This window comes from Micromonospora sp. NPDC003241 (assembly GCF_053589795.1).
Genome location: NZ_JBSFSO010000047.1, coordinates 13777 through 32803, shown reverse-complemented (window position 1 = coordinate 32803; position 19027 = coordinate 13777). Strand labels below are relative to the sequence as shown.

Annotated in this window: 16 protein-coding genes; 14 read left to right on the top strand and 2 right to left on the bottom strand. The window is 71.5% G+C overall.

Translation table 11 applies throughout. The annotated features are described in order from the left end of the window. Positions 1-65 precede the first annotated feature (65 nt). Genes ACWDVW_RS27305 through ACWDVW_RS27275 form a run of 7 tightly spaced genes read left to right on the top strand, consistent with a single transcriptional unit; the run spans position 66 to position 7013 of the window. On the top strand, positions 66-1166 hold the full coding sequence (locus ACWDVW_RS27305; RefSeq protein ID WP_449954298.1) for an LLM class flavin-dependent oxidoreductase: 1101 nt from the start codon (positions 66-68) through the stop codon (positions 1164-1166). After that, positions 1163-2167 carry an LLM class flavin-dependent oxidoreductase gene (locus ACWDVW_RS27300; protein ID WP_449954295.1) on the top strand — a complete coding sequence of 335 codons (1005 nt, stop codon included), beginning with the start codon at positions 1163-1165 and terminating at the stop codon, positions 2165-2167. Before ACWDVW_RS27305 ends, ACWDVW_RS27300 begins: the two co-directional genes overlap by 4 nt. Further along, complete coding sequence (locus tag ACWDVW_RS27295) at positions 2164-3711, top strand: class I adenylate-forming enzyme family protein (RefSeq protein WP_449954292.1); 1548 nt, start codon at positions 2164-2166, stop codon at positions 3709-3711. The genes ACWDVW_RS27300 and ACWDVW_RS27295 overlap by 4 nt, the downstream gene beginning before the upstream one ends. Further along, positions 3711-4709, top strand: coding sequence for an LLM class flavin-dependent oxidoreductase (locus tag ACWDVW_RS27290; RefSeq protein ID WP_449954289.1), 999 nt, complete (start codon positions 3711-3713; stop codon positions 4707-4709). The genes ACWDVW_RS27295 and ACWDVW_RS27290 overlap by 1 nt, the downstream gene beginning before the upstream one ends. A gap of 9 nt (positions 4710-4718) precedes the next feature. Beyond that, positions 4719-5690: an enoyl-CoA hydratase/isomerase family protein gene (locus ACWDVW_RS27285; RefSeq protein ID WP_449954286.1), complete on the top strand. Its 972-nt coding sequence runs from the start codon at positions 4719-4721 to the stop codon at positions 5688-5690. Positions 5691-5697: 7 nt separating this feature from the next. Then, positions 5698-6681, top strand: a complete 984-nt coding sequence (locus ACWDVW_RS27280) for an LLM class flavin-dependent oxidoreductase (RefSeq protein WP_396748205.1) — start codon at positions 5698-5700, stop codon at positions 6679-6681. Further along, positions 6678-7013: a VOC family protein gene (locus tag ACWDVW_RS27275; protein ID WP_350697079.1), complete on the top strand. Its 336-nt coding sequence runs from the start codon at positions 6678-6680 to the stop codon at positions 7011-7013. Before ACWDVW_RS27280 ends, ACWDVW_RS27275 begins: the two co-directional genes overlap by 4 nt. Positions 7014-7668: 655 nt before the next feature. Here ACWDVW_RS27275 and ACWDVW_RS27270 read toward each other — a convergent pair. Next, complete coding sequence (locus ACWDVW_RS27270; protein WP_449954282.1) at positions 7669-8763, bottom strand: DUF418 domain-containing protein; 1095 nt, start codon at positions 8761-8763, stop codon at positions 7669-7671. A 358-nt stretch (positions 8764-9121) separates the two neighbouring features. Between ACWDVW_RS27270 and ACWDVW_RS27265 the strand changes: the two genes are divergently transcribed. Next, the gene (locus tag ACWDVW_RS27265; RefSeq protein ID WP_449954279.1) at positions 9122-10123 is read left to right on the top strand and encodes a GntR family transcriptional regulator; all 1002 of its coding nucleotides are present in this window, start codon (positions 9122-9124) and stop codon (positions 10121-10123) included. Between the two features lie 221 nt (positions 10124-10344). On the opposite strand, the gene ACWDVW_RS27260 is transcribed toward ACWDVW_RS27265, so the two are convergent. Then, positions 10345-11163, bottom strand: a complete 819-nt coding sequence (locus tag ACWDVW_RS27260) for an MOSC domain-containing protein (RefSeq protein ID WP_449954276.1) — start codon at positions 11161-11163, stop codon at positions 10345-10347. Positions 11164-11316: 153 nt separating this feature from the next. On the opposite strand from ACWDVW_RS27260, the gene ACWDVW_RS27255 reads away from it, so the two are divergent. The 6 genes from ACWDVW_RS27255 to ACWDVW_RS27230 all read left to right on the top strand — a co-directional run bounded on the left by ACWDVW_RS27255 (position 11317) and on the right by ACWDVW_RS27230 (position 19006). Further along, entirely contained in the window at positions 11317-12525 is a 1209-nt protein-coding gene (locus ACWDVW_RS27255; protein ID WP_449954273.1) for an MFS transporter, read from the top strand. A gap of 89 nt (positions 12526-12614) precedes the next feature. Further along, positions 12615-14171, top strand: coding sequence for an ABC transporter substrate-binding protein (locus ACWDVW_RS27250; protein ID WP_449954270.1), 1557 nt, complete (start codon positions 12615-12617; stop codon positions 14169-14171). Beyond that, a complete protein-coding gene (locus ACWDVW_RS27245) occupies positions 14168-15217 on the top strand; it encodes an ABC transporter permease (RefSeq protein WP_449954268.1) in 1050 nt (349 codons plus the stop codon). The genes ACWDVW_RS27250 and ACWDVW_RS27245 overlap by 4 nt, the downstream gene beginning before the upstream one ends. Continuing rightward, a complete protein-coding gene (locus ACWDVW_RS27240; protein WP_449954265.1) occupies positions 15214-17256 on the top strand; it encodes a dipeptide/oligopeptide/nickel ABC transporter permease/ATP-binding protein in 2043 nt (680 codons plus the stop codon). The genes ACWDVW_RS27245 and ACWDVW_RS27240 overlap by 4 nt, the downstream gene beginning before the upstream one ends. Before the next feature lie 3 nt (positions 17257-17259). Continuing rightward, positions 17260-18012, top strand: a complete 753-nt coding sequence (locus ACWDVW_RS27235) for an ABC transporter ATP-binding protein (protein ID WP_449954262.1) — start codon at positions 17260-17262, stop codon at positions 18010-18012. A gap of 190 nt (positions 18013-18202) precedes the next feature. Continuing rightward, positions 18203-19006, top strand: a complete 804-nt coding sequence (locus tag ACWDVW_RS27230; protein WP_449954259.1) for an AfsR/SARP family transcriptional regulator — start codon at positions 18203-18205, stop codon at positions 19004-19006. Positions 19007-19027: the final 21 nt, after the last annotated feature.

The following is a 19027-nucleotide window of genomic DNA, read 5'->3' as shown; positions in this document are numbered from 1 at the left end:
ACCCTTGCAGGCCGGATACCTACGGCGGTAACATACCGGCTGGTCGGAATAAACGAGGAGAAGCCGTGAAGTTCGGAATCATGAACCTGTTCCCGGTGAGTGACGGCACATCCGATCACCAGGTGCTGCGAGAGACCCTCGACGAGATCCAGCTGGCCGACGAGCTCGGGTTCGACTCGATCTGGCTGGCCGAGCACCACTTCTCGAAGTACGGCATTCTCGGCAGCCCGGTGAACTTCGGCATGGCCGTCGCCGAGCGGACCCGACAGATCACCATCGGCACCGCCGTCCTCGTGCTGCCGCTGCACCACCCGCTGCGGCTGGCCGAGGACATCGCCGCCCTCGACGTGCTCAGTGGCGGCCGGGTCTCCATCGGCGTCGGCCGCGGCTACCAGCCCGCCGAGTTCGCCGGCTTCGGCATCCCGCTGGAGGAGTCGAAGCAGCGTTACCAGGAGACGCTTGAGGTGCTGCGACTCGCGTTGTCGCAGGAGAACTTCTCCTACCACGGCAAGATCTACCAGTACGACAACGTCACGACCTACCCCCGGCCGTACACGCCCGGTGGCCCGCCGATCCTGCAGGGCACCGTCTCCCCGGACAGCTTCCGCGAACGCGGCGCCGTCGGCGAATCGATCATCACCTCGCCGAACTTCACGCCGTTGGGCGTGATGCAGCGCAACTTCGACCTCTACCGGCAGAGCATGCGGGAGAACGGATTCGACATCAGCACCTACGACCTGCCCTTCATGCAGCAGGTCTGGTGCGGTGACAGCAGCGAGGGACTGCGCGCGGCCGCGCAGGCCGCCCTCAACTACTACAAGTCCGTCGGCAAGGTCATCCCCGGCTCGGAGGAGGCCATCGACAAGGAACGCGCCTACTACGCGGCGGTGGCCAAGAACATCGAGCTGCTGACGCTGGAGCAGACCCTGACCCACGGCGGCAACTTCGGCTCCGCGCAGCGCGTCATCGAGACCATCGAGATGCTGCGCGAACAGCTCGGCATCAACCACTACATCGGCTGGCTGCGGATCCCGTCGCTGGACCGCAAGGCCGCGCTCAAGTCGATGGAGGAGTTCGCCGCGAAGGTCATCCCGCACTTCCGCGCCACCGCCGCCAAGGACGACCAGGTGAGCGCGCCCGCCGCCGCCCAGGCGGTCGTCGGGTGAGGATCAGCTGCTTCCTCAGCGCCCAGTTCGACCCGGCGGCCTCGGCCACCGAGGGCATCGACGGCGTACTGGCCCAGGCGGCCGCCGCCGAGGCGGCCGGCTTCCACGCCGTCTACCTCGGACACCACTACCTGGCCCGGTCGGCGTTCGTGCAGCCGATCCCGCTCGCCGGTCACCTGGGACACGCCACCAGCCGGATCCGCATCGGCTTCGGGGTGCTGCTGGCCCCCCTGCTCAACCCGATCGGCCTCGCCGAGGAACTGTCCTCCCTCGACGTGCTGACCCGCGGTCGGCTAACCGTCGGCATCGGCGCCGGCTACCGCCGCCGGGAGACCACCGCCTTCGGCGTGGCGTGGGAGGACCGGCTGCGCCGCCTCCGCGAGTACGTGCCGATCCTGCGCGCCCTGTGGCGTGGCGAGACGATCGACGCGGCCGGCAGTTGGGGCGAGGTGCCGCAGGCCAGCCTGCCGCTGCGCCCGGTGCAGCCCGGCGGCCCGCCGATCTGGATCGGCGCGTTCGCCGAACCCGCTATCCGACGCGCCGCCCGGCTCGACGCCCCCTGGCTCATCGGCCCCAAGGGCGACGACGACGAACTCGCCCGACTCCTCGGCATCTACCGCGCCGAACTCGCCGAACGGGGCTTCGATCCGGCCCGCGAGTACCCGATGAGCCGCGAGGCGTTCATCGGTGACAGCTTCCGCAGCGCCGTCGCGGCGGTCCGCCCGCACCTGCAACGCCAGTACGCGGGCTACAAGTCGTGGGACGAGGCCCAGTCGCTGGACCTGGACCGGTACCTGGCCCAGGACTGCCTGGTCGGGTCGGCCGACGAGATCGTCGACAAGCTCCGCCGCTGGGAGAACGACCTCGGCATCACCGAGGTGTCGCTGCGGCACCAGTTCGTCGGCGCCAGCCAGGAGGAGGCGATGGACCAGCTCGCCCGATTCGGTGCCGAGGTCATCAGCCGGGTCGCCACCCCGGACACCGAGGAGGCGACACGATGAGCGGCGCGAATCTCGCCCTGATCCTGCACGGCCGCAGCACCGACCGGGCCGACGTGGCGGGCCTGCACGGCGAGGACGGCCGGTCGTGGACCTTTGACGAGATCGACCTGCTGTCCGGTGGCGTCGCCGCCGCGCTGCGCGCCGAGGGCGTCGGCTCCGGTGACCGGGTCGCCTGCTACCTCACCAACGGCCCCGAGGTCGTGTTCTTCCTCTTCGGCGCCTGGAAGATCGGCGCGGTGCCGGTGACGGTCAGCAGCCTCTACAACGCCGCCGAACTCGCCGAGTCGGTCGCCAAGACCACGCCGCGCCTGCTGCTCGTCGACGACCGTCGGCCCGAGGTGATCGCCGAGTTCCTGACCGGCACCGACCTGCCGGTCCGCTCGGTCACCGAACCGGTCGCCGGGGCACCGGCGATGTCGTGGCGACACCCGACCCGGGTACCCGCCGTCGACGTCGCACCGGACGCCGAGGCGTGCATCCTGTTCACCGGCGGCACCACCGGCCGGCCCAAGGCGGTCAGCGTGACCCACGGCGGCTCGCGGGAGTCGCTGATGCGTCTGGCCCGGGTCGCCACCGGCACCGACGTCGAGGGCAGCGCGGCGGCCGACGCCAAGCCCAACCTGATCGCCCTGCCGCTGTTCCACAGCGGCGGCCAGCACTCGCTGCTGTTCGCGTACTTCGTCGGCCGGGCCGCAGTGGTCTGGGAACGGTTCGGCGTCGACCGGCTCGACGGGCTGATGCGACGCTTCGCCTTCGACAACTTCTTCTTCCTGCCCACCATGGTCTTCGACATCGTGCACACCGAACGGGACCTGCCGTTCGAGGGCGTGAAGTCGGTCCTGGTCGCCGGGCAGGCCATCTCCTGGCCGGTCCGGCGCGCCTTCGAGCAGCGCTACCACGTGCCCATCCTGGTCAACTACGGGTCGACCGAGGCCGGACACATCGCCGGGTGGAACGGCCGGGACATGAAGGCCGGCCGGTGGAAGCCCGGCTCGGCCGGCCGGGTCTACCCCGGGGTGGAGCTGGAGATCCGCGACGACGACGGTGCCGCGCTGCCGGCCGGCGCGGAGGGCGAGGTGGTGGTCCGCTCCGCGTTGACCAAGGGGTACGTCGACGACCCGGACGCCTCCCGGGAGTTGGTCCGCGACGGCTGGGTGCACACCGGCGACATGGGCTACGTCGACGACGACGGCGTGCTGTTCCTGGTCGGTCGGAAGCGAGACATGATCAAGTGCGGCGGTTTCCAGGTGTGGCCCGAGGAGATCGAGGACGAACTCCGCGAGCACCCCCTGGTCAACGACGTACGGGTGCTCGGCCGTCCCGACGACCGGCTCGGCGAGATCCCGGTGGCCCTGGTCGTCCGCGAGACCGACGACTCGATCCCCGACGCGGTCCTCGCCGACGGCATCGTCGCGTTCGCCCGCGACCGGCTGGCGCACTTCAAGGCACCCCGACGCGTCGAGTTCGTACCCGTCCTGGAACGCAGCGCCACCGGCAAGACCAGCCGGGTCGCGGCGCCCGCCGCCGAGGGAGGTCGGAGCTGATGAAGTTCGGCATCATGGCATCGCACCAGTACCCGCACGGCGACGACCTCGGCCGGCACCTGAGCGACCTGTTCGGCACCGTGGAACTCGCCGCCGAACTCGGTTACGACTCGGTCTGGACGATCAACCACTTCCAGTCCAACCTGGCCACCCCACAACCCATCTCGATGCTGGCCAGCCTGATCCCGCGCTCCGGCGACATGACCCTCGGCACCGGCATCCTGCTGCTGCCGATGTTCCACCCGGTGCACGTCGCCGAGGAGTTCGCGACCCTGGACCACCTCTCCGGCGGACGGGTGGTCCTCGGTGTCGGCGCCGGCTACCGGGAGAACGAGTTCGCCGCCTTCGGTCTGGACCCGCAGGCCCGGTTCCGTCGCTTCGACGAGAGCCTGCGGCTGATCCGGGCCCTCTGGAGCGGTACGCCGGTCACCCACGACGGCGAGTTCTATCCGCAGGTCGACGCCACCATCGGCATCCGGCCGCTGACGCCGGGCGGCCCGCCGATCTGGATCGGCGCGGGCGGCCGCAAGGCCGTCCGCCGCGCCGCCCGCCTCGGCGACGCCTGGTACGCGCCGGGCAATTCGCCGAGCCGCCGCTTCCTGCCCGAGCACCTCGCCGTCTACGACGAGGCCCTGGCCGAGTACGGCCGCGACCCCGCCACCGTGCAGCGGCCGGTCGGCGTCGAGCTGTACTGCGCGCCCACCACCGAGCAGGCCGTCGAGGAGGCGCTGCCGCACGCCCGGCGGGAGTACTCCACCTACGCCGAGTACCCGGCGCTGCGCTGGCAGCGCGACCGCTTCGACGACCTGGTCCGCAACACCCTGTTGCTGGGCTCGCCGGAGTTCCTGATCGAACGCATCTCCGCCCTGCGGGACCTCGGCTTCGACCATCTCATCTTCCGTCCCGGATGGCTCGGCATGCCCACCGAGCGACTGCGCGCCTCGCTGCGACTGTTCGCCACCGAGGTGTTCCCCGCCTTCCGCACCAGCCGACCCTAAGGAACCGCCGTGAAGAAGACCGAAGCCGAGCTGCTCGCCGACCAGTGGGACGTCGAGAACATGGAGGTCGACCCCGAGGTCCTCGCGACGTACGTCCGGTACGACGTGGACGAGGAGCGCTCCGTCGCGACGATCACCTTCGACCGCCCCGACCGGCTCAACGCCATCCCGGTCGCCGCCTTCGAGCGCGTCGGTGACCTGGTCCGCGAGGCGGAGACCGACGACCGGGTGAAGGTCATCGTGTTCAAGGGGGAGGGCGACCACTTCGGCACCGGCGCCGACGCCGCCGAACTCGGCCACTACATCGGCTACAAGACCGGCACCGACAAGGCGTCCCGCCGCCGCCCGGCGCAGCGGCAGCGCATCCTGCCCGACCGCAACGTGCTCAGCTCCGGCTTCACCCGGCCGATCATCGAGTCGTTGAAGGCGACCATCTGCCAGGTGCAGGGCTACTGCTACGGCGGGCACTTCCAGATCGCGCTCTCCGCCGACATCGTCATCGCCAGCCCCGACGCCCGGTTCACCCACCCGGCGTTCCGCTACCTCGGCCCGGCCCCGCAGGACATGTACCACTGGATCGAGAAGGTCGGCCTGACGACGATGAAGGACGTCATGCTGACGATGCGGGCCATCGGCGCGGAGGAAGGCGAACGCAAGGGCCTGGTCACCAAAGTCGTCGAGCGCGAGGAACTGTCGCGGTGGGTGGACGACTACGCCGACGCGATCGCCGTCATGCCGCTCGACTCGCTGATGATGGGCAAGTCGATGATGCAGCTGGTGATGGAGGCCCGGGGCAAGGGCCTGGGCGCGATGACGGGGTGGGTCGGCCACGGCTGGGCCACCAACGTCAGCTTCGAAGAGGGGGACTGGAACTTCCTCAAGGAGCGGCGGGAGAAGGGCATCGCGCAGGCGCTGGCCGACCGGGACCGGCTCGTCGCGCCGTACTTCCGGCTCAGCGACTCGCGGGCCCGCGAGAAGTAGGCCCGCGATGAAGTTCGGCGTCCTGCTCGACCACCAGTACGCGTACGACGACGACCTGGGTCGACGCCTCGGCGAGACCGTCGAGTACGTCCAACACATCCGCGACCTGGGCTACGACTCGGTCTACGGCATCCACCACTACCTGTCGTCGCTGCGCACCCCGCAGCCGTTGCCGCTGCTGAGCCGGTTGATCGACCACTCCGGCACGATGGAGTTGGGCACCGGCATCCTCATCCTGCCGCTCGGGCACCCGGTGCACTGGGCCGAGGAGATCGCCACCATCGACCAGATGTCCGGCGGTCGCTTCGTCCTGGGCATCGGTGCCGGCTACCGCGAGGTGGAGTTCGACTCGTTCGGCATCGACCGGCGCACCCGGGTCTCCCGGATGAACGAGGCGCTCGCGGTGATGCAGCGGCTCTGGACCGGCGAGACCGTCCACCACGAGGGCCGACACTTCACCCTCGACGGCGTACGGTGCAGCGTGCTGCCCGTCCAGCAGCCGCATCCGCCGGTCTGGGTCGGCGCCAACGGCCCCACCGGCATCGCCCGGATCGCCCGCCAGGGCCTGCCCTGGCTGGCCCCGTCGAACGTCCGGCGCAACTGGGCCGTCGGCAACCTCGCCGACTACCGGGAGCAGCGCCGGGCGGCCGGCTTCAGCGAGGAGGGCGCGGTCTTCCCGATCCACCGCGACCTCTGCGTGGCCGACTCCTTCGACGACGCGTACGCCCTCGCCGGTGACGCGGTCCGCCGCTCCTACGGCGAGTACGTGCAGTACGGGATGGACTTCTTCGAGTCCCAGTGGGAGGCCATCAAGGAACGGGCCCTCTTCTTCGGGTCCCCCGACGACATCGCGGCGAAGGTCCAGGACTTCGCCGACGCCGGGTTCAACCACTTCGTCTTCCGCGCGCAGTGGCTCGGCCTGCCCATCGAGGACTCGATCCGGATCGTCGAACGTTTCGCCCGCGAGGTCATGCCGAGGTTCCGCACATGAAGATCGGTCACGTGATCGTCCCCGCCGACGAGTTGGACGCCCAGCTCGACTTCTACACCGCCCTCGGGCTGACCGTCCGCTTCCGCGACGGCGACCGGTACGCCGCGCTCACCGACGGCTCGGTGACCGTGGGACTGGCCGACGCGTCGCAGCAACCCGTCGCCGGCCGTACCCTGCTCAGCATCCAGGTCGACGACCTGGACGCCTGCCTCGCGCAGGTGACGGCCGGCGGCGGCACGGCGGGGGACACCGTGGTGGGCCCGCACGAGCGACGGGCGGTGGTCGTCGACCCGGGCGGGAACCCGCTCGTCGTCTACCAACGTCTCGCCTGACCGCCGTCCACCGAGGCCCGGAAGGTGCGTCGGTGGACGACGGCGGTCCCTTCCTGCCGTGCACCGGTGATCCGGTACCCCCGCCGACACGGCGCGATGATCGACTGCTCTAGTACTCCAGCCGCACCTGGTGGAGTTGGAGTCTTCGCTGGTAGTGGGCTGTTCTGGCGCGGTACTGGTGTCGGCGTCGCCATCGTGACCATCGATGGATGTGGTCGAAGGGTCGGGCGGTGGTGACCAGGTGTGCCAGGAGACGGCGGACCTCGCCGAGGGTGAGAGGAATGAGGCCGTCATCGGATTCGGTGCCCCCTTTTTGGCGTGTGCGGCGGTGGCGGTGAGGTAGGCGTGGGCGCATAGAACGAGAGTTATGTGCCGGTACCAGGCGTCGTACCGACGCACCTGGTAGTGATCCAGACCAACCTCGGTCTTGGCGGTCTGGAAGCACTCCTCTACCGCCCACCGGGTCCCAGCGATGCGGATCAGGTCCTCGTCCGGGATGCCTGCGGGGCCAAAGCACAGGTAGTAATTGTGCGCCCGCGAGTTCGTGGCCTGGCGGCGATGCCCGCCCGGGTTGAGGCGACGCGGGCAGGTGGACGTGGCCGCCCAGGCAGTCGACGGCCAGCTGCGGGGCCGGGGGCCGGCCCAGGGCTTCCGCCTACCCGAGACTGTTTCCGGTGGTACCCGGTGCGCCCCGGTAGGTGAGGCGGCGCAGCGCCACCTCGGCCGGTCCGCGTATGCCCCGGCGGCGCATGAGGTCGGCGAGCAGCACCGTGGTCAGCCACACCGCCACCGCGATGCCCACGCCCACTGCGGGTGAGGTCAACCGCAGGTGGAGTGTGTAGGAGGAGAACAGTGCCGCCCAGGCCACCGACTGGGCCAGGTAGAAGGTCATGGAGCGCTGTCCGAGTGCGGCCAGGGCGTTGGCCACCGGTCCCTGCCGGCCGGCGAGGCGGGCCGCGACGAGGGCGATCAGCGCCGCATAACCCAAACCGCCCGCGTAGCCGCTCGCCTGGTGCAGGGCGGTGGTGACCAGGACGTCCCCCGGGTTGACGTCGGTCCACACCCCCGCCTTGTCCAAGGCCAGGGGGAGACCGGCCACCGCGGCCAGGGGGATACCCACGAACGCGGTCACGCGCAACAGCCGCAGGTGCTCGTGGGGCCGCTCCAGAAGACGGTGCCGAGCCGCCAGCACGCCGAGCAGGAACGGGACGAGGGTGCTGACGAGCATCATCACGAACAGGACCGAGTACAGGGTCAGACGGAAGACGAGTTCGTTCACGAACCCGTCGGGCAGCACTGGCATGCCCTGCCCCGTCATGGCCATGTCGGCAGCGACCAGGGCATGGACGGCTGCGGCCACGGGCAGCCAGAGCACTGCCAGGAGCACCAGGGTCCGGTCGCGCAGCCGCAGAACGCCCACCAGGAGCAGCGCCACCAGGCCGTAGACGGCCAGAATGTCCCCGGGGAAGAGCAGCACCGCGTGTCCCAGCCCGAAGACGATCAACCACAGGCCGCGCCGGCGTAGCAGCCCGCGGGTCCGGGTCCAGGCGTGTTCCTGCTCGCTGCGGCGTCGGTAGATCACGGCCAGGCCGTAACCGAACAGGGCCGCAAACATGGGGTAGCCGCGCAGGTCGACGAACATGACGGTGCCTGCGGTGGTGATCTGGTCCGCAGTGGTGAGGGCGTTCTCGGGACCGCCGATGAACACGGTGAACAGGTGCGTGTGGGCAAGTGCGATGACCAGAAGCATGACGCCACGGGCCAGATCCGGCGCCAGGGAACGGCGGTCGAGCGGGAGCGGACCGGAAGCGGGAGCGGTCCGCGGCCCGGTGGTGGACGTGTAGGACATGGTGGCCTCCAAAGGGCCGCAGATTATGCGAAACGGCGTACGCGTCGAGGTGCACCCTCCGAGGCGGAGTGTACATAGTACGCACTCTGTGGATTCCCTTGTGAGCCCTGTTCTGCTGGGATTACCGCCCCATCAGCACTAGTGCAGCAGGAACGAAGGAGTACTCGCTGGTTCGGCCTGGTGCCGTGAGGGCAGGCACTTCGCACTCCCCTGTGCACTAGTACACTGAAGCGACGGGGAACAGTCGAAGGGACCAGTGATGTCCGCCACTGCGGAACAGAAGTTGCCGCCCTACGCGCAGGTTGTCGCCGATATCCGTGCGCGTATCGACGCCAGGGAACTGCGACCGGGCGCTCGGGTGCCCTCCACGAGAGAGATCATGCGCGAGTGGGGGGTGGCCATGGCCACCGCCACCAAGGCGCTCGCGGCCCTGCGTCAGGAGGGTCTGGTCGAAGCGGTGCGCGGGGTGGGAACCCTCGTGCGGGATGCGCCCGTCGCTACGCCGCAAGCACGCGGGCCACAGGGGCAGCGGGTACGCCCACGTCCGGCGGAGGCAGGAGGAGGCCGCCCGACCACCGAGACCGCCATTACCAGAGAGGCCATCGTCCGGGCCGCGATCACCATCGCCGACGCCGAGGGAATCGACGGCCTGTCCATGCGCCGGGTCGCCACCCACCTGAGGGTGAGCACCATGGCCCTGTACCGCCACGTCGCGAGCAAAGAGGCACTGGCAACGGCAATGATCGACCAGGTCTACACGGAGCACGCCCTGCCCGAACCGCCGCCCGCCGACTGGCGACGAGCCCTCGAACTGGCGCTCCTGACTGAGTGGGACATCTACCGGAGGCACCCCTGGGCAGTTCGACTGACCATGCTCGCCGGGGCGGTCCAGTCCCCCGGGCTCGTGGAGAACGCCGAGTGGATGATGAAGGTGATCACCGCCCAGGGGCGATCCCCGGACGAGGCCCTGGGGATCCTCACCTTCGTGTCCGCCTACACCTCCGGTATGGCTCTCCAGGCCACGCGGGCGGTGGTGGAGGAGTACGAGTTCGGAATGGACGCCGAACACTGGTGGAGGTCCAAGGGTCCGGAGTTCCTCAGGATCGCCGAGCAGGGCCGGTTCCCCCTTACGTTCAGCGTCTCCGGGCCGCCCGACGTACACGCGATCTTCGGCCTCGGTATGAAACACCTGCTCGACGGACTCGCGCCGCTGATTGAAGGTCGAGGAGGCTCACCACAGGATCTGACGGCAGAGCCGTGACGCACTCAGGGTCCGGGGCTACCGCCGCATCACCGCCTATCTATGTAGGGCTGCCGAGCTTGTAGCGGGCTTGGAAGCGGATCGCCAGGTCGACCCTGGTTTCGGCGGGTTCCCAGCGGCACTCTTCCAGAACCCAGGCGTGGGCGGCCGGCTACCGCCGGTCGCCCACGCTGCGTGAGGTGGCTGGGGTTAGTACTCCACCAGGTGCGGCGACGCGCCGGTCAGGACTCCTCCTGGCCGGTGCGTAGTCGCCCCGGCTCGACCACCTCGGCGTAGACACCGAAGCAGGCCGCCTGGCCCAACCCCGCCACGGGGACGCGGTAGTGCCGGGCCAGCGCGCTCAGGACGCCGCGATCGGCGGGTACGTCTGGCTGGGCGAGCCCGGGGACGACGCACCGGGGCGTGGGTACGACCACCCGGAGCAGGACGTCACCGAGGCGCAGTTCCTGCCCCGGCTCGGGATCACCGGGCGCGTCGAGCACCAGGTTCGGTCGGAAACGTGCCGCGACCGCACCGGCTCCGTCGGTCCGTGCGCCCAGCGCGGACAGCGCACCGGTGGTCACCAGGTGTACGGCGCCGAAGTCGACGAAGCGTCCGCCCGGCTGTGCTCCGGCGAGCGCCGTGACGGTGTCCTGGCCGGGAGGTACGTCGTCCATCCACTGTGGCACCATGCCTGCGTCCTGCGGCAACGTCCGGTGCAGTGTCGGGTCGGACGGCACCTCCCGGGTCAGCCGTACCGGACGGCCGAGATGCTGACCGAGCACCGTCTCCGCCTCGGTGGTGCCGGCCTGCACCTCGCGGCCGTCGACGTGCAGTGTCAGCGTCGGTTCGGGGCCGACGTCGCGTAGCGTCGCGCCGACGTCGAGCAGGCGTCCCCACCGTCGCGGGTGTTTGGCGCTGCCGATGGTCGCGTCCTGCCCGTCGACGCACGCCCACACCCGATCGCCCCGCAGGCCCGTCGACTCGACGTCGACCTCGGGCAGGATCTCGGCTCGCGCGCTCTTGAGCGGATAGCGCCGCAGTGCGACGACCTTCGACATCGGTGACTTCCTCGCGCTCCCGCCAACCTGGACGGTCCGAGGTTAACTGTCACCGGACGGAACCCCGGGAACTCGACCGGCCCGTCGGACGACGCGGTACGTGGAGGCGGTCGACAGCGGTCGCGGTGCCGGACGGCGAAGGTGGGGATCGGGATGCCCGGGAGCGGGGCGGCGCGGTCCTTCACCGGCGCCCAGTGGGCGGTGCTGGTGAGCGGCCTGCTGGTCAACGTCGGCTCGTTCTCGATCTATCCGTACCTCGCGGTGCTGCTGCGCGAGCGGATGGGCCTGGGCATGGGGCAGATCGGCGTACTGCTCGGGGTGGCGACCCTGGTGCAGTTCGCCAGTGCACCGGTCACCGCGGCACTGGCCGAGCGGATCGGGCTGCAACGGTGCCTGCGCGGCGCGACGGTGCTGTACACGCTGGGCGGATGCGGGTTCCTGGCGGGGGAGGGGCGGCCGGGGCTCACCGTCGCCGGTCTGGTGCTGATCTCGGCCGGTGGCTCGCTCTACTCTCCGGCGTACCGGGGATATCTGGTGCACGGCGTCGGCCCGGAGGCCCGGCCCCGCCTGGTCTCCGCCGGCAACGCCGCCGGGAACCTGGGCATCGCCCTCGGACCGGTGGTCGGAGCGCTGCTCATCCGGTATCCCGGGACGATGTTCACCGTCGTCACGGCGCTCTACGCCGGTCTGGCGCTCGGGCACCTGTTCCTGCCCCGCGAGCCGTCGGGTGCACCGACCGTGCCGGTGGAGCCGTTCCGACGGGTGCTGTCCGGTGTGGCGGTGTTGCCGTTCGCCGTGACCGCGCTCTCCATCTATCTCTACATGCAGTTCTATCAGTACCTCTCCAGCTATGCGCAGGGACGCGTGGCCACCCTGGTCTTCGGGGCCGCCATGATGGGGTACTCGCTCGGCCTGGCCCTCGCTCAGCCGCTGGTGGCCGAGCGGGTCGGGCGGATGGCGTACCGGCCGGCGATGGCCGTCGGCTTCGGCTGCCTGGCGGTCGGGATGGTCGCCTTCGCCGCTGGCCACTGGTCGAGCCTCCTGGTCGGGGTGACCGTGATCAGCCTCGGCAACGCCGTGCTGTTCCTCAAGAACGACCTGGAGGCGCTGGCCCGGTCGCGCCGGTCCGCCACGGTGGTCTTCGGGCAGCAGCGGCTGGCCGTCGGCGTCGGATCCTTCCTCAGCGGGGTGGTCGGCGGCACCGCGTACGGGGCCTTCGAGGCAGCCGGGCTGCTGCCGGGGTTCTGGCTGGCCGTGGCGGCCCAGTGCGTACTGCTTCCGCCGCTCCTGCTGGGCGGACGCGCGCTGGTCCGGCGTCGCCGGGACGCGACGGCCGGGTCCCGAGCCGCCGGTCCACGGTGACGTCGCGGGAACCAGGTACGCCGCACCGCCGACTAGACCTATCGAGCGGCCACCGCACTGCCGCCGGCTGACGCACCCCGGGAGAACTCGTGCCGCGACCCCGTCCGCTCGTTGCCGCCCTCGCCGTGTCGCTGGCGCTGACCAGCGCCTGCGGTGCCGGTGCCGACGACACCGCCTCGTCGACCACCCTGCGCATCGCACTGAGCGCCGAGTCCGGCGCGCTGGACCCGCACGCGTTCACCGGCAACTTCCTGCTGCTCGACGCGCTCTACGAGCCGCTGGTGACCTACGGCCGGGACGGCGCCCTGGAGCCGGGGTTGGCGCAGTCCTGGACCGTCGCCGAGGACGGCCGGCAGGTCACGTTCGACCTGCGCGACGGCGTCCGCTTCACCGACGGAACGCCGGTCGACGCCGCTGCCGTCAAGTGGAACTTCGACCGCTGGGTGGGCAACGAGCGATTCTCCTTCTTCCGCGCGTCCCAGGTGATCACCGCAGTCGAGGCCGCCGACCCGGACACCGTGCGCCTCACCCTCGCCGAACCGTACGAGCCGCTGCTCCAGGAGCTGTCGATCGTGCGTCCCGTCCGGCTGCTCAGCCCGGCGTCGGCGGCCGCCGACGGCACGTTCGGGCAGCCGGTCGGCACCGGCGCGTGGAAACTGGACTCGACCAGCGCCACCGGTGCCCTGCTGACCCGCAACGACGACTACTGGGGTACCCGGCCCGAGGTGGAGCGGCTGGAGTTCCGCGTCATCCCGGACTCCCAGGCGCGCGCCGACGCCCTCACCAACGGCGAGATCGACCTGATCGGCGGCGCCTACCTCGCGCCGATCACCCCGGTGGAGGCCAGGTCGCTCGGCGAACGCGACGACGTCACGCTGCTCACCGGCGCACCGGACGTCTCCATCATGCTCGGGTTCAACCCGGACGGTCCGGCCGGCGACCGGGCCGTCCGGGAGGCGGTGAGCCGGGCCGTCGACACCACCGCCCTGGCGAGGACACTCCTGCTGGACTATGCCGAGCCGGCCCGGCGGGTGTTCCCGCCCGACGTGCCGGATTCCGGCACCGACCTGCCGCTCGGATTCGACCCGGCGGCGGCGAACCGGGTCCTGGACGCCGCCGGATACGTCCGCGACGGCGACACCCGCGCCAAGGACGGCACGCCGCTCGCGCTGCGGCTGCTCGTCCCCGCCACCCCGGCCGAGGGACAACTCGACCCGCGCACCATGGCCGCGGCGATCGCCGCCGCCCTCACTGAGGTGGGCATCACCGTGGAGATCGCCCCGGTGGACGCCGCCACCTACTACGACGAGCGGGCCGAGGGCCGCTACGACCTGACGTTCTTCGAGACCCTCGGCGCACCGTACGACCCGTCCAGCTCGATCGTGTCGCTGTTCACCGGCGGCGCGCGAGCCCCGCTGTGGGTCACCCCGCAGACCGAGGAGCTGGTGGACAGGGCGCTGTACGCCCGCGACCCCGCGTCCCGCGCGGCGGCCCACCAGAGCCTGTACGACGCCGTCGCCGCCGACGTCGGGTTCGTGCCGTTGGCGTACCGGCCGCGCCTGTGGGCGGTACGCGACCGGGTGCAGGGCTTCGCCGTGCCGCCCAGCGACGTGGACCTCGAACTGACCGGGGTCACCCTCGGGTGACCGAGCCCGGGTGGCTGCGCCGCGCCGGTGGTCTGGCCGCACGGTGGACCGTCGACACCGTCGGCGTACTCCTCGCGCTCTCCGCCGGCACCTTCGCCCTCGTCCTGCTGGCCCGGGGGGACGCGGCGGCGATGCTGGCCGCGACCCGGGCCGGCCGCCCGGCCACCCCCGAACAGGTCGAGGCGGTCCGCGTCGAGCTGGGCATGGACGCCCCCGCCCCAGTGCGGTACCTGCGGTGGCTGCGCGACGCCGTCACCGGGGACTTCGGGGTGTCGCTGCGCACCGACACACCGATCGGACCCGAGATCGCCGACCGGATCGGCGTGACCCTCGGCCTGGTTGCCGGGTCCACCGTGGTCGCCCTGGCGGTGGGGGTGGGGATCGGTGTCGCCGGGGCGGTGCTGCGTCGCGGCCCGGTACGCGGCGCCCTCCGTGTCGGGGCGCTGCTGGCCACCTCCGTACCGGCGTTCTGGCTCAGCTACCTCCTCGTGCTGCTGCTCGCGCTGCGCCTGGGCCTGGTGCCCACGTCGGGCATGGCGGGCCCGGCGACCTGGGTGATGCCGATGGCGGTGCTCGGCCTGCCCGCGGCCGGTGCCCTCAGCCGGGTGGTGGCCGTGACGCTGCGCGAGGCGCTCGACCGGCCCTACGTGCTCGCCGCGCAGGCCCGGGGAAGCTCGCCGCTGTCCATCGTGCTCCGGGACGGCCTGCCCAACGCCGCCGGGCCGATCCTGTCGGTCGCCGGGTTCACCGTCGGCACCCTGCTGGTCGGCACGGTCGTGGTGGAGCAGATCTTCGGCTGGCCCGGCCTCGGCGCCTACTTCGTCCGGGCCGCCGCCGCCCGCGACGTACCGGCCCTCCAGGCCAGCGCGCTCCTGCTCGGCGGCGGGTTCATCCTGGCCAACCGGCTCGCCGACGTGTTACAGGGGCTCGTCGACCCGCGCTCCCGGCGCACCGGCGACGTGCGCGGGCAGCGCGCAGGTCTCCGGTCGCCTGCTCGCCGAGATCCGACGCGTCGCGTCCCGGCCGCCCGAGGGGAGCCGACGTGAGCCGCCCGCCGAGGATCACCGGGCACCTGCGGACCGTGCTGGTGGCGTTGCCACTGCTGGTGTTCGCGGTCGTCGGACTGCTGGCACCCGTGATCGCCCCGGCCGACCCGAGCGCCAACGACCTGGCGGCGAGTCTGCTGCCCCCGTCGGCGGAGCACCTGCTCGGCACCGACCAGCTCGGCCGCGACCAGCTCAGCCGGCTCCTGCACGGCGCGCGGATCTCGCTGACCGTTACCGCGGCGGTCCTGGCGATCTCGGTGACCGTCGGAGTCGTGGTCGGCACCGTCGCCGGGTACCTCGGCGGACGGGTCGACCGGATCGTGGCCCGGGTCGTCGACATGGCCGTCTCGTTGCCGGGCATGCTGGTGGCGCTGGCCGTCGTGGGCGTACGCGGTGCGGGGACGGAGAATCTCGTCATCGCGATGTCCCTGTGGGCCTGGTCCCCGTACGCCCGCATCGCCCGGGCCCGGGTCGCCGGTCTGCGCGAGAGTCCGCACCTGGACGCCCTGCGGCTGCTCGGCGCCGGACCCGCGCGCATCCTCGGCCGGCACCTGCTGCCGCCCGCGCTCGGCCCGTGCCTGGTCTACGCCAGCACCGACGTCGGCGCCATCGTGCTCGGCGTGGCCACCCTGAGCTTCCTCGGGCTGGGCATCCCGCCGCCGCACGCCGAGTGGGGCCAGATGCTCGTCGAGGGGCGACCGCACCTCGGCTCGGCCTGGTGGTTGGCGTACCCGCCGGGCATCGCGATCACCGCGATCGTGTTCGCGAGCAACCTGCTCGGCGAACGCCTGGCGGCCGGCGACGAACGCCCCTCGATCCTGCGGTGGGTGCTCCCGACGCGCCCGCGCGTCCGGCGTCCGCCGACGGTCGACGCGTCCCCTGCTCCCGGCGGGCCTCCCGTTTCCGCTGGGGCTCCCGCTCCCGGTGACGCTCCGGCTCTCGGCGGGGCTGCGGCTCTCGGCGGGCCTCCCGCTCCCGGCTCCGGCCGCGAGTGGGTCGGCGGCGCGCGGGGCGGCGGCCTGCTGCGGGTCCGTGACCTCGTGGTCAGCTATCCGCACGGCGGCGGGCGGCGACGGGTCGTCGCGGGCGTCGACTACGAGGTGGCCCGGGGCGAGACCCTGGCGATCGTCGGCGAGAGCGGCAGCGGCAAGACCACCTCGGCCCTGGCCCCGTTCGGTCTGCTGGACCCGAGCGCCGTCGTCTCCGGCTCGGCGACGCTGCGGATCGGACCCGACGTCCACGACCTCGTCGGCCTCGCGCCGCAGGAGCGCCGCCGACTCAACGGCCGCCGGGTGGGCGTGGTCTTCCAGGACAGTCTCGCCACCCTCAACCCGTTGCGGACCATCGGCGCGCACGTCGACGAGGCGGTCCGCAACGCCGGTCGCGGTGGCCGTCGGGCGGCGACCCGTCGCGTCACCGAGGACCTGCTGCGTCTGGCGGGACTGGCCGATCCGGCCACGGTCGCCCGGCGCTATCCGCACCAGCTCTCCGGCGGGATGCGGCAACGCGCCCAGATCGCCGTCGCGCTCGCCGGGCGGCCCGCCCTGCTGGTCGCCGACGAACCCACCTCCGCCCTGGACGCGACCGTGCAGTCCCACCTGCTCGACCTGCTGGCCCGCCTCCGCGACGAGCTGGACATGTCCATGATCATCGTCAGTCACGACCTGGCCGTGGTGACCCGGTCGGCCGACCGGGTGGCGGTCGTGTACGCCGGTCGGATCGTCGAGTCCGGACCGCGCGACGCCGTGCTCGGCGATCCCGCCCACCCGTACACCCGTGGCCTGCTCGACGCCGTACCGCGCTTCGAGGCGGCTCCCGGCACCCGCTTCCGTACCATGCCGGGGCACTCCGGTGCCGGCCCGGACGACGCGCCGGGCTGCGCGTTCGCGCCCCGGTGTCCGATCGCGGTGCCCGCCTGCGCCCACGAGACACCCGTGCCGGTGACGGTCGACCCACGGACCGGCCACCGGTCGGCGTGCCTGCGGGCACCGGGCCGTACCGAGCTGCCTGCTGCGGCCGGTGAACGGGACGGTGGCTGAGCGATGCTGCGGGTGGAACAGGTCAGTGCCGGCTATCCCGGCGCCCGCGACCTCCCTCGGGTGGTCGAGGAGGTCACGCTCCGGGTCGACGCGGGGGAGATCGTCGGGCTCGTCGGCGAATCGGGATGCGGCAAGACGACGCTCGCCCGGGTGATCACCGGGCTGCACCGCCCGCATTCGGGTGTGGTCCGTTTCGCCGATGTGGACGTACACCGTCTGCGGGGCCGGGAGCTGCGCGCGCACCGGCGGCAGATCCAGATGGTCTTCCAGGACCCCTACCTGACCCTCAGCCCTCGCCAGACGGCCCGGCAGGCCGTGGCGGAGCCGCTGCACATCCACCGGATCGGCGACGCCCGGTTCCGGGCCGTGCGGGTCGCCGAGCTGCTGGACCTCGTCGGGCTGGACCCGCAGGCGGGTGATCGTCGACCGCGCGACCTCTCCGGCGGGCAGCGGCAACGCGTGGCGATCGCCCGGGCGTTGGCGCTCGGTCCCCGCCTGCTGGTCTGCGACGAGCCGGTCACCGCGCTCGACGTCTCGGTGCAGGCGAAGGTCCTCAACCTGATCTGCGACCTGCGTGACCACCTCGGGCTGGCCTGCCTGTTCATCTCCCACGACCTCGCCGTCGTCCGGCAGCTCGCCGACCGGATCGCGGTCATGCACCACGGCCGCATCGTCGAGCAGGGCGGGACCTTCCAGGTCACCACCGCGCCCCGCCATGCGTACACCCGCATGCTGCTCGCGGCGGCTGGGATGTAAGGAGGGGTCCCCTGCTAACGCCTGGTGTATAGCAGGGGACCCCTCCTTACATCTCGGCGCTCCGGTAAAGCCTATCTTTTCAGTAGGTTTTAGGAGGTCAGTGAGCTGGGGACCGTTCGGCGGTAAGGGGATCGAAAGGGCTCCTCGGCATAGTCCTGGTCGCTGCGACAACGCGCGACAAGGGGGAGACATGCGGTTCAAGGTGTTGGGTCCGTTGACCATGATGCCGGGGCGACTGCCCAGCGCGCCGAAGCAACGGCAGTTGCTCGCACTCCTGCTCCTGCACGCCAACACCGTCGTCACCATCGACGACTGTGTCGACGAGCTGTGGGGTGAGCAACCACCGCACAGCGCGCACTCCACACTCCAGACGTACGTGATGAACCTGCGCCGGGTGCTGCGCCTGGAGGCGGAGCCGCCGGGCGGCGGGCGCATCGTCACCCGGGAACGCGGCTACGCCCTGCACCTGGAGCCGGGCGAACTGGACCTGGAGGACTTCCAGCGGGTGGCCGGCGACGGCAGCGAGGCACTCGCCGCCGGTCGGTACCCGGAGGCGGCCCGGCTGCTGCGCGCGGCGCTGGACATGTGGCGCGGCCCGGCCCTCGTCGACGTGCAGGCCGGCCCGATCCTGCGGGGCCGTCTCGACGGCCTGCGCGAGGTCCACCTCGCGGTGCAGGAGGAGCGGGTCGAGGCCGACCTGCGCATCGGTCGGCACCGCGAGCTGCTGGGCGAGCTGCGCACGCTGGTACGTCGGCACCCCACCCACGAGAACCTCTGCGCCCAACTGGCACTGGCGTTGTACCGCAGTGGTCGCACCACCGAGGCGCTGGCCGTGCTGCGGCAGCTGCGTACCACGCTCGGCGAGCGGTTCGGGCTGGAGCCGTCACGGCGACTGCAACGCCTGGAACGGGCCGTGCTGCGCGCCGAACCGGCACTGGACCTGCCCGCCGCGTCGTCCGTCGACCGCGGCGTGCACCACCTGCTCGTCAACTGACCACCGTCACCGTCGCGAAGG